The organism is Vampirovibrionales bacterium, from assembly GCA_016712355.1.
In the GTDB taxonomy this organism is placed as follows: Bacteria; Cyanobacteriota; Vampirovibrionia; order Vampirovibrionales; family Vampirovibrionaceae; genus JADJRF01.
In genome coordinates this window covers 1-14365 of record JADJRF010000002.1, presented here as the reverse complement: position 1 = coordinate 14365, position 14365 = coordinate 1, and the positions used below count along the sequence as shown (strand labels likewise).

Genomic DNA, 14365 nt, shown 5'->3' with positions numbered 1-14365 from the left:
CGCAGATGGATCGCTACACCGGTGGCAGGGGCCAGAAGGCGCCCGCTACGGCGTCTGACCCGTGGGAGTGGTAAATGCCGCGCGTTCCCGTCGCTGACTATCAGGTAGGCGTTGCCGGCGGGCAGGCTGTCGCGCCGCTCGTCAATGTAGCGTCCGCCGGTATCACCGGCCGGCAGATCGCTCAGAGCACGAGCCAGATTGCCGACACTGTTGCCGAGACGGCAATCCGACATGAGACGATCAAGCAGCACCTTCAGCGCCTAGATCGAGACCAGACGCTCGGATACCTGGAGGCAAACGCGACCCTCGACGTGCAGAAAGCGGCGCGAGACGCAATCGCGGGCGCAGATCCGACGCAGGCAGACAAGACGTTTCGCGCCAGCGTCGTCGGGCTGCGGAAGAAGTGGCGGCAAGAAGCCGGCGACGACAGCATTGCGCAACAGCTTGACTCGAATATGGCAATCGTCGCCCGAAAAGTGTCTCTAGACGTGCAATCGGATGTCACCCGGCAGTTGGTGCAGACAGCATCTGGCAGGCTCGGCAACACGCTGGACGTACTATCGCGCGGCGTCGGCATGGCGCGATCCGATGCCGAGCGCGAAGACATCACCCGCCAAGCCGACACACAGATTGAGAACGCGGTCGCCGCTGGCGTGATCAGAGCCGACCAGGCTGAAGCGCAGCGGATGAAGTTTCGTGCCGGCGCTGATGAGTTGACGGCGCGGCGCCTGATCCAGACAAACCCGGCCGCTGCAGTGACAGCGCTTGCCGGAGATCGGTTTGCCAACCTTGATCCTGACAAGCGGCAGACGCTCGCAGAATACGCCGAGCGGTCCGTTGAGGCAGAACGGCGCCAGCGCGAGGCCGATGTTGCCAAAGCAGCCGCCGATGAGAAAGCAGCCACGGCGCAAGAAAACGCATGGGCGGCGGTGGACCTCGAGCGCGGCATCAAAGACGGCAGCAAGGGCCTGACCGACATCGCCAACCTGCGCGCCGAGGGGCGGTTGACGCCCGCCGCTGCCGATGAACTTTACACCGCGTGGGACGCACAGCAGAAGACGGCCATGGCATCCGCCGAAGACGCGGCGCGCGTGGCCGGCGCGATGAGCGGCAATGTAATTCTTGATCCGAAATCGTCGGATGATCGCAAGGCCGTCGATACGTTCTGGCGGGCCCAGGCGGCACAGTTGCCAGGCGACGAACAGCAAGCGCTCGCCGGAGACGATCGCGGCGAAGACAGGCGTGCTGCCGCCGACGCTGGCCGGGCAACTCAACGGAGCCATGCGCGCCTCGCCGGATCGCCGCGCGTGGGCGGCCGACACGATCATGCGTGTAGAGCGTGCATCGCCGAGCGTCGCCGAAGACTTGCCAGCCGATACCGTGCGAGCGGCGCGGCTCACGGGCAATTACCTGATGGCGGGCATGTCGCCAGCGGAAGCGGCGCAGCGCGTCGATGATCAGATGCGGAACGCCAACGAGCCGATTCGCAAGCTCCGCGAGACGCAGATGACGGCCGGCGGGCAGAAGTCGCAACTCAATTCCGCATGGCAGTGGGCAACATCTCGATCCGGCTTGCGCGATGAGCAGGGCTTTCTCGACCGGGGATCGCAAGGTCTGGGAGATGCCTCTGCACCGGTTCGCGCCGAGTTCGAAGCTGCATACCGTGAAGCGTTCCTCGCGCATGGCGACGACGATGCGGCGCGCGCCGAAGCCGTTTCGGTGGTCAAGCGCACGTGGGCGGTCACCAAGGCCGACGGCACAACCAGATGGATGCGCTATCCTCCCGAGCGGATGTACGGCGGCGGCGATCCGGCCGCGGCGAAATGGATCGGAGAGCAACTGACCGCAGACGTACCGATGCCGGAAGGATCGACCCGGCAACTGGTCTCGGACGGCATCACGGCGCGGCAGGTACAGGCGGGGCAGCCGCCGACTTACCGCGTCATTGTGAAGGACGCGCGCGGCGTGCTCAATGAGGTGCCGGGCATGCGGTGGGCCCCAGATCACAAGGCGCACGCTGAGAAGGTGCAACAGACAGCCATTTCCGACGCCTACGCCAAGCGGCAAAAGGAGATGGGGCAGATGCAGCAACCCATTCCGGGCATTCCCTGATGCCGATCTTTTCGGAGGCCGATGTCGTCCAAGGGCTGCGCGGCGCCGGGTTCTCCCCGTCCGGCGTTGACATCTCGGCGCGGCCAAAGCCGCAAGCGTCGGGCGCCCTTACGCCATCGGGCCTGGCCGCAATGCTGGAGCAGCGGGGTGGTCGAAGAACGCCGCGCACGGTATTGCCGCCAACGCGGCGCATGAGGCCGGCGGGGCTCGGCACGACGCGCCGCTGAACCCGGCCGCGATCGGCGACAACGGCAACTCGTTCGGCTTGCTGCAATGGAACGGGCCACGACGGAAGGCGCTTGAGGCGTTCGCCACGGGCCGGGGCAAGGATTGGCGCGACGTCAACACGCAGCTGGACTTCCTAGACGATGAGGTAGGCCGCGACTTTGGCACGTTGCGGGCCCGGATGAACGGTGCCGTTACGGCGGAAGATGCGGCGCGGATGTTCGTGACTGAGTTCGAGCGCCCGGCCGATCTGCCGACAAACCTCCGCGTGCGGGCGAGCACGGCGCGGCAGTTATCCGGGCAGGCGCCGGCATTTTCCGAGACGGCCGGCGCGGCGTTCCGGCAGCAGAACACGATCGGCAGCCTGGCGCAGGCGATGACGCCCGGGCTATTCCCGATCGATGAGACGTTCGACCCGATCATGGAGGCCGTCAAGGCGCCTGACCTCGCGCCGTTCGTCGACGCGTTCGCCACCATCCGCAACCGTGACGAGTTCGCCATCAAGGCGCAGCGCATCCGCCGCGAGCTGGAGGATCGGCAAGTGCTCTCCGATGCCGGAGCGCTTGGCGTGGCGGCGCAAGTTGGTGCTGGATTGATCGACCCGATCAACCTCATCCCGATCGGCGGTGGCGCATGGAAAGCGTCAAGGGCAGCAAATATCGCAATTGGTGCCGGGCGGACGGCGGCCGGTGGCTTTGCTGGCACGGCAGCAGCAGAGGCCATTTTCCAGGCCACGCAGGAGGCGCGCACGGCCGAGGAGTCAGCCGTCGCCATCGGGACAGGGACGCTACTATCCGGGCTCCTGGGCGGCGCCATCGGGACATTCGCGAAGGCTGAGGGTGCGAACACGATTGCGCGGCTATCAAGCGCGCTGGACAGCTACATGGATGCGCCGTCGCCACAGCCTCAACGCGGCAGTGTGGGCGCGTCGGCGGTGCTTGATACCACGTTGGAGCAAGAGCGGCTTGCCGGTGGTATTGAAGGTATCGCCAGGGTGCAGGCGCGAACGCCAGCCGTCGGAACGCCCGTAATGCGGCTGGCGACATCCGACGAAGTGACGGCGCGGCAGATCAGCGAGGAGCTGATCTCGCAAAGCGGCATCACGCGGGCCAAGCATGCGGACTTCATTACCGGTGGCCCGCCGGTCGAGGAATTGGCGAAGCAATGGCACGGGAAGCTCTACACCGGATTGCGCTCTGTCGATGACGCCTACCGCGAGTTGCGGGCTGGCGGCACGAACGTCGGGCGCGATCGGTTCAACGAACTTGTCGGACTGGCGATGCGCGAGGGGGACACTGGCGATCCACTCATCATCCGCGACGATCTGAAGCCGGCGGTGACCAAGGCCGCCCAGGCTATGCGTCGCGAGTTGTTCGATCCGCTGAAGGAACGGGCGATTGAGCTTGGCCTGCTGCCCAAAGACGTCGATGTCAAGACGGCCATCAGCTACCTGACGCGGGTTTACAACACCGAGAAGATCAGCGCCCAGCGCGGAGATTTCCTTGACGTTGTAACGCAGTGGCTGGGCCAGCAACGGCTCGCCGACGAGATGTCGGGTGCGGCTTCCAGGAGCACCAAAGAGCAAGCTGAGGCACAGCTGCGCGCGGTCATCGAGGCGGCAACAGCCGAGGTTCCCGACGCGGCGGCGATGGTTCGCGAAGGCCCGGCGCTTCCGTCCAATATCCGGCTGAAGCAGCTTGTGGAAGCTCTCGATCAGGCGGCAAGTTCTGCCGTGACGGGCATGGACACTGCGGCAAAGACGCGGGTTCTCGAACTGACGGCGAAAGCCCGGTCGCCGTTGCGGGTGCAGGGCGGCGTCGAGGGCACGGCCAAGGGGATGGCGCTGCCGGAAACGGATGTGCAGGAGCTGCAAAATCTGGCGATCCGCTGGCTGGGCGAGGTTCCTGGCGCCAGCACGGATATTGGCGCGCAAGCGAGCCGGGCGGTGCGGGCGATGGAACAGAAAGCGACGTCATTGAAGGACGCGGCCAAGGCGGCGAAGGCTCAAGGTCGCCGTTTGCAAAGCCGGACGCGGCCGAGGTCAAGGTTCAAGAGAAGATCGCCGCGCTCGACGGCTTCATCAAGCGCGGGCAGAACGACATCAAGGCCATTGGCCGGCATATCTACAGGCTGTCGAAGCGCAAAGATATGTTCACGGCCAAGCCTGAGACTCAGGGCGAGATGGCGAAGATGCTGAACGCCATCCGCAGCGGGCGCGGGTTGCCGAAGCCGCCGGAGTCGCTCATCGGGTTCCTGCGCAAGAACGGCGGGCTGCAGGATCAAGGCGGCGAGTTGACGGCGCGCATCGGCACGCGCAAGGAACAGGTCGGCCTGCTCAACGACAAGAGCGGGATGACGCTCGACGACGCGACCTTCAAGGCATGGGAAGCAGGATTCCTCGGCGTCGGCGACGAGCGGCCACTACCTGATGCGCTTATGGAAGCGCTGCGGCGCGACCTCGGCGGCGATCCGGTCTATCGCACGGCGGACCTGGACAAGGTTGCCGAGATGCAAGCCGTCGATGACGTCATCCAGGCGCTCGACGAGGCGGGCATCGACCTGGGAAAGGCGACGAACGATCAGGCGATGGCGGCGATCACCGGCGGCAAGGCTAGAAAGCTGGAGCCCAAGCGGCTGCGCGAGATCGAGATCGAGGATCGCCGGCTTGGCGCCACGTCGGCGAAACTCAGCCGGTCCCTGGAAGATGCCGACGGCAAGCTTGGGCAGCTGACTCCGCGACATCGCCGATCAGATCACTGATGCGCTGGTGTCCGGTAACCGGGCCGCACCCGCTACGAGGCAATTACGCTCGAGCGCGGACCGCTGAAGGAACGGACATTCAACATTCCTGACAAGCTCATTGAACCGTGGCTAGAGTCGGACATCGATAAGGTGGCCCGCATCTACACCCGCACGATGGCGCCGGACGTCGAGATCGCCGCGCGGTTCAATGGGCAACTCGACATGGCGGACGCGCTCGACAAGGTGCGCCGCGGATACAACGACAAGATCAAGGCGGCAACGACTGAGGCAGAACGGCTACGGCTGAGGAACCGGAAAGAGAGCGACCTTGCCGACCTGACGGCGATGCGCGACAGGCTGCGCGGGAACTATCGCATCCCGGACGATCCGCACGGACTGGCGGTGCGCGCCGGGCGAATGGCGCGCGACCTGAACTATCTGCGGCTGCTCGGCGGTATAACGATTTCGGCGATCAGCGATATTGCGCGCCCGGTTATGGTGCACGGGCTCTGGCGCACGATGCGCGATGGCATTGTCCCGCTGGCGCACGGGCTGCGCGCCGTCAGGCTGTCGGCCGAAGAGACCAAATTGGCAGGCACTGCGCTGGACATGGTGCTCGATAGCCGAGCAACCGCGCTCTATGACGTGATGGATTCCTACAGCCGGCAAAGTGGGCTTGAGCGCGGGCTATCGTGGGCAACAAGCAAGTTTGGCGTCGCTACCCTCATGAGCCCGTGGAATGCCGCAGCAAAGCAGCTCTCGGGCATGATCACGCAGACGCGGACGTTGCGTGCGGTGACGAAGATTGCCGAGGGCCAGCAGATCGGGCAGAAGGAAATTACCCGGCTGGCGCGGCTTGGCATCGACGAAGGCATGGCGCTGAAGATCGCCGGCGAGTTCGAGAAGCACGGCACGAAAGACAGCGGCGTATGGTGGGCGAACACCGCGAAGTGGACATATCGCGATGCCGCCAACGTCTACAGGGCGGCCTTGGCGCAGGAAGTTGACGAGATAATCGTAACGCCCGGGGTTGGTGATAAGCCGCTGTGGATGAGCACGGAACTCGGCAAGGTTGTCGGGCAATTCCGATCGTTTGGGCTGGCGGCAAACCAGCGCGTGCTGCTGGCCGGGCTGCAGCGGAGAGATGCCGAAACGCTCTCGGGCGTCGCGCTCATGACCGGTCTCGGAATGATCACCTACTTGCTGAAGCAGACGCTCGCCGGGCAGGAAGTGAGCGACGACCCGGCAGTCTGGGTGCAGGAGGGCATCGATCGCAGCGGCGTCACCGGGTGGCTATTCGACGCCAACAACATCGCGGAAAAAATGACCGGCGGAAACATCGGCATATCGGCTATCACCGGAAAGCAAGGATCGCGGTTCGCTTCTCGTAACGAGATGGGCGCCGTTTTGGGGGCCAACCTTCGAGCCGGCGCAAGGATTTGCTGTTCGAGATACCGCGCAAGCGTTGCGGGCGACGGGTTCTCATCCGGCGACACACACAGGCTTCGCAAGCTCGTTCCGCTGCAAAACCTGTTCTATCTGCGGAAGGCGTTTGACGAAGCGGAGCACGGCATCAACGCATCGCTGGGCATCCCCGATAACAGGTAGACCAACCCCCGTGACACCAGACTAAATAGGGCATATATAGAGAGCCACCTACACAGACCGGTGGCTATGGCATGCCCGACGTCCAAGTTTCTGCGGTCGCTCCTCGGGTTCAGCACGTTGCATCTGCTTCCGTCCTCACGCACGCGTTTCCCTTTCCCATTCTCTCGGAGAGCGACATCTCCGTCTATGCGAGCGGTACGCTGCTCGCGGCTGACGCCTATACCGTGGCAGGCGTGCGGCAGACTTCCGGCGGCACCATCACGCTTGCCGCCGCGCCGGCAGACGGCCAGACGATCACTATCTTGCGGACGCGGCCATATGCCCGCCTGACGGACTTCCCAGAAGCTGGGCAATTCCGAGCGAAGACCGTCAACGACGAACTTGATTCGCAGCAGATGCAGACGCAGCAGGTGGCCGAGGAAGTCGGCCGCGCGTTGCGTCTTGCGCCGACAGCGACTGGAACCGTTGACACGACGCTGCCGCAGCCAGCCGCGCGGCGCGCGCTGGTGTTCAACGAGGCGGGTACGGCAATCGGCGTGACAGCCTACGATCCAGACGCGACCGTTGGCCTTGCCGCTTCCGCCGACGTCATCGCCAAGGAAGCGCGCGACTTGGCCGCCACCGCCGCGCAGCTCGCATCGCAGGCGGGGGCGGCGTCAATCCGCGAGTGGGGGCCGTTTACGCTGGTAGACGGTATCCAAGTTTATCCGTTGCCGTCTCCGGCGGCGAGCGAGAACGCAGTGACCCTGAACCTCGGTGGCGTGCCGCAGGTTGGCATCTGGGAGATCGACGACACCTTCGGGCCGTCTCAGGCAATCAACCTGTTGTTGCCAGTAAAGGACAACCCTGGCGAGAACGAGCTGCAGGCCGGGCTAAAGATTTGGGGCAAAGTCACCGGCGGAATAATCGAAAGCGCAATTTGAGCGCCTCGATCTTTGGCAGGCACTTTCATCCTGGGGCAATCGACCTTTCTGGCCCGGCCGTGGCCGACGGGCCGCCCAGCCGACGGCTTGAAACAGACCCAGCCGGCCGCCCGTTCTGGCGCGAACCGGTATCGGCGTCTCCGGTCGATGTCCGCGAATACGGGCTTTCCCCGGATGCAACGGCGACGGAAAACACGGCGGCAATTCTCTCCGCAATTGCGGCCAATCCTGGCGGCGCAGAGTTGCGCATTCCCCCACGGTTGTTTCCGGTGCTCGGTCGAAGATGTGCGCATTTTCAGCGGCTGGAACGGCATAGATGTTTTCGGCCCGACAGAATGCCGGGTGTCGCGGGTGCATGTCCGGTCAATGCTGGGGCAAATCCCGGCGTCCGATACACGGGATCATCGGGGTTCCGGTCGTATCGACTGGATCATTTCCGACCTGACCAGCGACAACCCGTACCCTTACCCGTGGGGATCCCGCAAACTGTGGACAATCGGGACGGCTTACGCTCAGGGCGCCATTCTGATCAACGCCGGGAATATCTATCAATGCTCTGTCGCCGGCACTTCCGCTACAACCGGCACCGGACCATCCGGCATCCCAGGCACGACGCCTGCAACGGCGTTCACATCTCAGATCACTGATGGCGGATGCAGTGGCGCTTCGTCGCCAACATGTTCGCGACGCCAATCGTTTACGACCTTATGCCTATTCTCTGATCGTTGATAAGGCGATCTGCCTGAACGGCGGCAACGCGCTGTTTATGACCGACAGCGCCAATACGGGATCGTCGTTTCCGATATGGTGCTACGTCTACGACATTGAGGGCGACCATAACTACGGAAACGGCGTGATCCTGGACCGCGGGCGAGGGTTTCTATATGGAGCACTCTTGGCTGGGATCGTGCCTAACCGGAAACGGCCTCGTCATTGGTTCCAACTTCCGTGGCGAGATCATCGCCCGCACAACTCGGATAATGGGCAATTGGCAGCAGGGCGTCGTGCTGAATGCCGGACCGGTCGCCGTTGATATCTCGAACAATCATATTTGAGCAACAGCCAGTCGGCAGCCGGGGCTTTCGCGGGCGTTGCTATCGGCGCGGGCGCGCAGCGCTTCCGGGTATCAGGCAACACAATCGGGCCGGCAATCGGCCTTTGCCGACGCATTCCTATGGCGTCTTCCTCGTTGGCGCTAACGACCATTTCATGGTCGAAGGCAATGTGCGTTGGCAACTTGACGGAACGGGTCAACGAAGGTCGCCGATCGCGACTGCGACGAAAGTCATTGCAAAACAACGTGGGGTAGCGCCGTGATTGAACCTCTTGACCCCAGAATGATCGGCCTGGATTAGCGGCGGTACGCCAAACTTTGTATCCGGCGGGTTCCCTGTTTCGCGCCCAGTCCGGCGAGTTTTACACTGTGTCGGCGGCGGATATGGCAGAGCTGTTCGGAGGCGGGGATAGCATACCCAGCACCTTGGATGGCGGCGAGATCGGCGGCGATGCAACGGCGCCATATGGGGCGCTGGATGGCGGCGAAATTGGCGGCGATGCAACAGCGGGCGTCGGCTCTTTCGACGGCGGCGAAATTTCCTAGCGGAGTAGCAAGATGCCTTTACAGCCAAAGGGCGGTAAGGTCGCCGCCGTTACGACGGCAAACCCCAACGTGTCAGAGCGTGAGCCCATCGCGTTGTTCGACGACGATACGGCGGAGTTCTCCCCATCTTGTCATCGGCAAGCTGATTCCCGGGTCCGTCGGCGTAACGGCGTTTTCGGAACTGGCGCCCTTTATCTGCTCGGCCAGGCTGACCGCGACAAGCTGACGGACTTGCTGGCGGCGGTGACCGGCGATCTCGTGCTGGATCTCCTGAACACTCGCCTTGGGACGGACGTCGAGGCCATTCTCAGCGAAAACGGGCTGACCGCTCCCGCCATTGCCGCGGCTTTCGACGTGTTGTATGGGGCGACCCTGGCGCAAAGCCTTCGCGCACTCATTCAACGGCCGCGAGATGGATGAGGACGGCAATCTCATCCCAGGCGCAGACGACCTAAGCGATTGCCGACATCACGGGGCTTACGGGCGCGCTTGAACTGAAGGCCGCTTCCGATCACGGGCACGAAATCGCCCAAATCACGGGTCTACGACGGCGCTCGACAGCAAGGTCAATTCGACCGACATCGGCTCGGCCATCACGGACGCGGTTGCGGATGCGGTCGCCGGTATCAACGCCACGTCGATTGCCTACACGCCGGCTGGAAACTGGTCATCAGGTGACGGTATCCGCACTGGCTGCCGAGATCGATGCCGAGTGCGAGCGTATCAGCCGCAAGGGTGCGGTCAACGGATACGCAAGCCTCAATTCCAGCGGCTACGTTCCGAGCGCGCAACTCGCGCCGGCCGACGCAGCCGCGACCGACTCAGACGAGATTTCGTGGTCAACGGCCACCTCAAATATGACGGTGCCTGTCTCAACGGGCGAGGTCGCCAGCCAGAATCGCCGATGGCAGCGCGACCTTACCCTGCACAACCATCATAGCAGGCCTATGTGTCGGCTGGTTCCCCAGCGCCGACGGGCAGCAAGTTTCAATGGCAGTATTCTACCGCCGCCGGCGGCTACAACACGAATTGGACGTCGTTAAACGCCGAGGTAATGATCGATGGCAGCAATGGCACTGGTCAGGTATTCGGCACGGAGGTTTCGTGCCCGGCCGGCGCAAAGACAGCGACGACGCGCATCCGGCTGCAGTACGGCGGTGGCGACGGGGGCGACCGGCAACACTCGGCAACATGTGGGCAAGCTTTAAACAAGTCAACCCCGATCAACACCGGATCGGTCAACGGCCCGGATATTGTCACGCGTATCAACGCCGAGCTCGGCAGTACGGCATGGCAATCAAGCGCCATCAGCCTCGGCGACAACACCGTTACGCTGGCAAAACTCGTCAACGCCAGCGCGCCCGGCCTGATCGGCCGCGCATCCGGGTCTGGCGCCTGGTCGCAATTGTCGGCGGCCGATGTGCGGACGCTGTTGGGCGTGTCCACGGGCACTCCTGATGCCGACGCCATCACCGAAACGGCAACCCGCGTCTTCGTGTCGCCGTTCCACCGCGAGCTCTGCTGACCGTGTCTCGAATACGGAGGAGGGTTTCGACGGCGCAGGTGATCGGGCTGCTCGTCCTGTTCGTCGACTTTTGTCGGCGCGGGCACGACGGTCATCACCGCCACGCTGACTAACGCCGCGCGTTGCCAGTGGCTGCCCTTGTATAACTGGCGCGGCGGCCAACGTGACGATCGTGCCGGAAGCGCCGTGCACGCTGCAGAACGCGACCGGCGGGACGATCGCCGTTTCCACACTGCCGCCAAACAAAGCGGCGTGCGTGCGGCGCAACGGCAACATCTATCGTGATTGAGCAGCCGACGTGGCCGGCTGCTGCTTCGCCACGTCCGGCGCACCTTACCAGCCGATGCGGGCTTCCGCCTCGGCACGCGCATCGGCAATACGGCCGTCACGGGCGCCGCTGACGTTCACCCGCGCATTGATCTCCGGCGGCACATACAGTGGTCCAGCGTCGAGCCGGCGCGCGACTCTGCGTACAAGTGGGCGGAGATTGACAGCCCGTCGCCGCACTGAAGTCCAACAACATCAACTGCCTGGGCGTTAGAGTCTCGCAAACGCCGGCCTGGGCTTCATCGACCAGCGTCGGCGGAAACATCTATCCAAACCCGGCCGACTTGCCGTCGCTGTATGCTTTCGTTACGGCGGCGGTCAACCGCCAGGGCGACGATCAAAGAGTGGGAGGTCTACAACGAATGCGACTTCCGCGGCTGGACAGCAGCGCAATACGCGCAAGTGGCAATCGGCTGCTCGGCCGCGATCCGCGCCGCTGATCCGACAGCGACGGTCGTTACGGGCGTCTCGATCGTTCCGGCCGGTCACGCGAGGCGGCAACAACTCCGGCCCATGGTGGGATGCGCTAATGGCGAACGCGGCATTCATGGCCGCCTCAGACGTGTTTTCGTGGCACCTGTACTGGCAAGGGAAACCCGCCCCGGCGCCGGAAATAGGCGACAAGAAGGGGCGCCGTTGATGATATCGTTCCGGCGTCGATCAATCGAACGCGAGCGGCTGGATTTAGGGGCGAAATCTGGATAACAGAGAGAGCGGCTGGACGATGACCCCGCCGGGAACATCGATCCGGTTACAGGCAAGGCCAAGAACCTCACGACAGACGATAAATCAAAGGCTTTCTTTGTCCGCATGGCGGTGATGTGGCCGCCGACCCTGGATTGACAGGTGGTACCAGTTCCAGCTCACCGGGGCGAACACGGGCGATGAGCCCGGCATGGGTTTCCGCGGTACCCGCCGCGCATCAACGGCGGCCTAAGAAACTGTCGGGCATCTTAAACCGTCATGCAACTTCCTGATCGGCGCGACCAACGCTCCCCGATTGGGACTGGCAGCCGGCGTTTATCTGTACGCGCCGCTGGCTGACGGCGTGAGCCGCCTGGTGTATGGACGGTTGCTGGCAATGCCAGTGTTATACCCCGGGGCTGCCCGCCACGGTGCGGCGCACGCTGCGTGACGGCGCGCAGAGCACGGTTCCGACCACGGCGGGCGTGTTGACCAGACCATGACGGCGGCCGCCGCCAATTTGGGCAGAGATCGTCTGATGATTGACATTAGCGACGCCCGAGAACTCGCTGACCGCGCACTGCATCTCGCCGGTCACGGCGAGGCGTTGAAGCGCGTTGGCGCCGCAGCGCTGCCGCTGATGAATGCCGGGATGATGTTGTTCGGGGGCGATTTTCCCGCCGCCGACGTTGTTGTGGCACGGCGTGTGCCGGCGCAAAAGCTTGTGCCCGTGCAAGATGGTACTGGACCGGCCAGCCGCAGCAACATAGCATCGGGCAGACCGTCGGCTGGAGACTTGGCGCCCGCCTCACTGCGCGGTGCACAAGTGGAGATCGGCTGATGGTTACTGGGTGCCGTCGGGACATCACCAGGAGAGGCAGCCCCCCTGCCGGGGACCCCGCATTTTACCCAAAAGATGACGGCTGAACATCTGTGTCGGGGAGCTGCGCCGGCCGGTCAGCGCTAATTACGAACTGGCTTTTTTGCAACAGGTGACGTCAAACGCAGGACTGCTCGGTGCGGGCAACCAGATCGGATTCAACTTTGGCGCCGGAAAGTTCGGTTGCGATTACATAAAACCCCAGCCCTAGTCTGATCCGGCTTCCAGCGGGGTCACCCAACACGGCGATTGTAAGCCGGCGGGGGCGAATCGGCGATCTGCTTAACGCCGCCGGGAAGTTCGTCGGATGCAAATCCTACATACGTCACGGGCGGAACCCTCCAAATAACGCCTGGCAGCAACGCCGAGGTGTATTCGGTCGGGATTTTGCGTCGTTCACCACTTTGAGCGCCAGATAGCCACCACCGGCCGCCCTGGCCTGTTTCCATATGCAATCCGTTCACCGCGAAAGGATGGGGTTCGCTGAGAACGTCCGGCACGGCGGCGTCGGGACTTTCACGCGTGGCGACGTCTATACGCCCGCATGAAGTGCGCGGCGCAGGGGGTACTTAATCACGTCATCCACGTCGCCGTGCGGTACGCCAATGCCGCCGGGCTCAAAGTAATTCTTGGCAAGACAGCGCGCTAGGGCTGCGTCAACGGATGTGCACAGTCGCCCCCAATGACGGGCCGCTTTGAATATGGCTCTCTGCCGCTTGGCATCCCTCCGTCAGAAGGGAGGGCCGTCGAAATCATCGCTCGGCCTGACATCTTTCGGCGGTAAGTTGTACCGACGCTTTTCTCGGTTACGGCGTTCTGATCACTGACAAGGCGAGCTTACGCCAAAGGCAGATGCGGGACTTTCCGGCGGCGGCGGGTTGTGTCTTGGACAACCAAAGTGGAGGGGAACGAACTCAACGCGCAATTCCTAAAGCTCACGACCACCCACGGCGATCGACAACAACGTCGTAGGGGACAACCTAAAGCGGCGGGAAACACTCCCCGCTCGCCGTGCCGCATTGCGCGCGCCAGATAGATGAAAGCCGACGGCACGCCCGGTGCGGCAAACACCGAGCGCGCCCTAACTACTCAGGCCAGTCGCTTACAAGGAGCGCGGATAATGGCTGTAGAAGGTAGCCTAATGCGAGATTTTCGTTATGACTGTGATCTGCCCCCACAAATCCGGTTGCGGCGATAAGATGGCGAACGATGCAGATGAAGCCGGCAGTTGAGCGGTTCGCTCCCCCGATACCGAGAGAGATAAAGACGACACGTTAACGTTGGGGGCTGTTGATCGAAACAACCGCGAGCGATTTTCACGATCACATCCGCAGAGAGGAAGTGGACAGAGCAGAGATAGCGCGAAAACTTAGAGGAAAGATCGCGCTTTGGTGATCGCTAGACGATAGAACAAGCAAAATTGAAACAAATGCCATTGTGTAGACGATGCCCGCGCAAAGTTTGGCAAAGCTGCTGGAGATATAACACTCCAAAGGTGACGCTTGCTGCCGTTCTGGTTTCACTTGCAGTTTCGCGCTGATAAAGCCCAAACCAAGCCGTGAGAGCAATGAGTTTCTTTTGACGATCGACTGAAGTCCGCCATCAAGACGATCGTTTGACCACGGTCGCCAGTATCTTCAACGTTGCCTGCCGGCGCGGCGTTGTCGTGCGCCGCTTGATGATCTTCCAGCCGACGAGGTAGTGCTTACCGCCAGAGCGGTGGAGAAGAAGCTGGTCGG

Annotated in this window: 11 protein-coding genes and 1 pseudogene; 10 read left to right on the top strand and 2 right to left on the bottom strand. The window is 63.1% G+C overall.

Annotation, left to right across the window (positions count from 1 at the left end):
- Window positions 1-74 precede the first annotated feature (74 nt).
- From IPK79_00920 to IPK79_00895, 6 genes and pseudogenes are all read left to right on the top strand, one after another.
- A complete protein-coding gene (locus tag IPK79_00920; protein MBK8188996.1) occupies window positions 75-1457 on the top strand; it encodes a hypothetical protein in 1383 nt (460 codons plus the stop codon).
- On the top strand, window positions 1414-2112 hold the full coding sequence (locus tag IPK79_00915) for a hypothetical protein (GenBank protein ID MBK8188995.1): 699 nt from the start codon (window positions 1414-1416) through the stop codon (window positions 2110-2112). Before IPK79_00920 ends, IPK79_00915 begins: the two co-directional genes overlap by 44 nt.
- A 115-nt stretch (window positions 2113-2227) precedes the next feature.
- A pseudogene (locus IPK79_00910) lies at window positions 2228-2632 on the top strand (hypothetical protein).
- 1895 nt (window positions 2633-4527) lie between these two features.
- Window positions 4528-5097 carry a hypothetical protein gene (locus tag IPK79_00905; GenBank protein MBK8188994.1) on the top strand — a complete coding sequence of 190 codons (570 nt, stop codon included), beginning with the start codon at window positions 4528-4530 and terminating at the stop codon, window positions 5095-5097.
- 132 nt (window positions 5098-5229) lie between these two features.
- The gene (locus tag IPK79_00900) at window positions 5230-6687 is read left to right on the top strand and encodes a hypothetical protein (protein MBK8188993.1); all 1458 of its coding nucleotides are present in this window, start codon (window positions 5230-5232) and stop codon (window positions 6685-6687) included.
- 71 nt (window positions 6688-6758) lie between these two features.
- Window positions 6759-7610: a hypothetical protein gene (locus tag IPK79_00895; GenBank protein MBK8188992.1), complete on the top strand. Its 852-nt coding sequence runs from the start codon at window positions 6759-6761 to the stop codon at window positions 7608-7610.
- Window positions 7611-8521: 911 nt separating this feature from the next.
- Here IPK79_00895 and IPK79_00890 read toward each other — a convergent pair.
- Complete coding sequence (locus IPK79_00890; GenBank protein ID MBK8188991.1) at window positions 8522-8659, bottom strand: hypothetical protein; 138 nt, start codon at window positions 8657-8659, stop codon at window positions 8522-8524.
- 323 nt (window positions 8660-8982) lie between these two features.
- Here IPK79_00890 and IPK79_00885 point away from each other — a divergent pair, with 323 nt between their 5' ends.
- From IPK79_00885 to IPK79_00870, 4 genes are all read left to right on the top strand, one after another.
- Entirely contained in the window at window positions 8983-9210 is a 228-nt protein-coding gene (locus IPK79_00885; protein ID MBK8188990.1) for a hypothetical protein, read from the top strand.
- A 12-nt stretch (window positions 9211-9222) separates the two neighbouring features.
- On the top strand, window positions 9223-9630 hold the full coding sequence (locus IPK79_00880) for a hypothetical protein (protein ID MBK8188989.1): 408 nt from the start codon (window positions 9223-9225) through the stop codon (window positions 9628-9630).
- 254 nt (window positions 9631-9884) lie between these two features.
- Window positions 9885-10253, top strand: coding sequence for a hypothetical protein (locus tag IPK79_00875; protein MBK8188988.1), 369 nt, complete (start codon window positions 9885-9887; stop codon window positions 10251-10253).
- 11 nt (window positions 10254-10264) lie between these two features.
- A complete protein-coding gene (locus IPK79_00870; protein ID MBK8188987.1) occupies window positions 10265-10735 on the top strand; it encodes a hypothetical protein in 471 nt (156 codons plus the stop codon).
- A gap of 1417 nt (window positions 10736-12152) precedes the next feature.
- Here the strand turns inward: IPK79_00870 and IPK79_00865 are convergent.
- Entirely contained in the window at window positions 12153-12464 is a 312-nt protein-coding gene (locus tag IPK79_00865) for a hypothetical protein (protein ID MBK8188986.1), read from the bottom strand.
- Window positions 12465-14365: the final 1901 nt, after the last annotated feature.

Bases quoted from the DNA above. Each gene is read 5' to 3' on its own strand.
- IPK79_00920 (MBK8188996.1), top strand. From the start codon at position 75: ATGCCGCGCGTTCCCGTCGCTGACTATCAGGTAGGCGTTGCCGGCGGG.
- IPK79_00915 (MBK8188995.1), top strand. From the start codon at position 1,414: ATGGCGGGCATGTCGCCAGCGGAAGCGGCGCAGCGCGTCGATGATCAG.
- IPK79_00905 (MBK8188994.1), top strand. From the start codon at position 4,528: ATGCTGAACGCCATCCGCAGCGGGCGCGGGTTGCCGAAGCCGCCGGAG.
- IPK79_00895 (MBK8188992.1), top strand. From the start codon at position 6,759: ATGCCCGACGTCCAAGTTTCTGCGGTCGCTCCTCGGGTTCAGCACGTT.
- IPK79_00890 (MBK8188991.1), bottom strand. From the start codon at position 8,659: ATGATTGTTCGAGATATCAACGGCGACCGGTCCGGCATTCAGCACGAC.
- IPK79_00880 (MBK8188989.1), top strand. From the start codon at position 9,223: ATGCCTTTACAGCCAAAGGGCGGTAAGGTCGCCGCCGTTACGACGGCA.
- IPK79_00870 (MBK8188987.1), top strand. From the start codon at position 10,265: ATGATCGATGGCAGCAATGGCACTGGTCAGGTATTCGGCACGGAGGTT.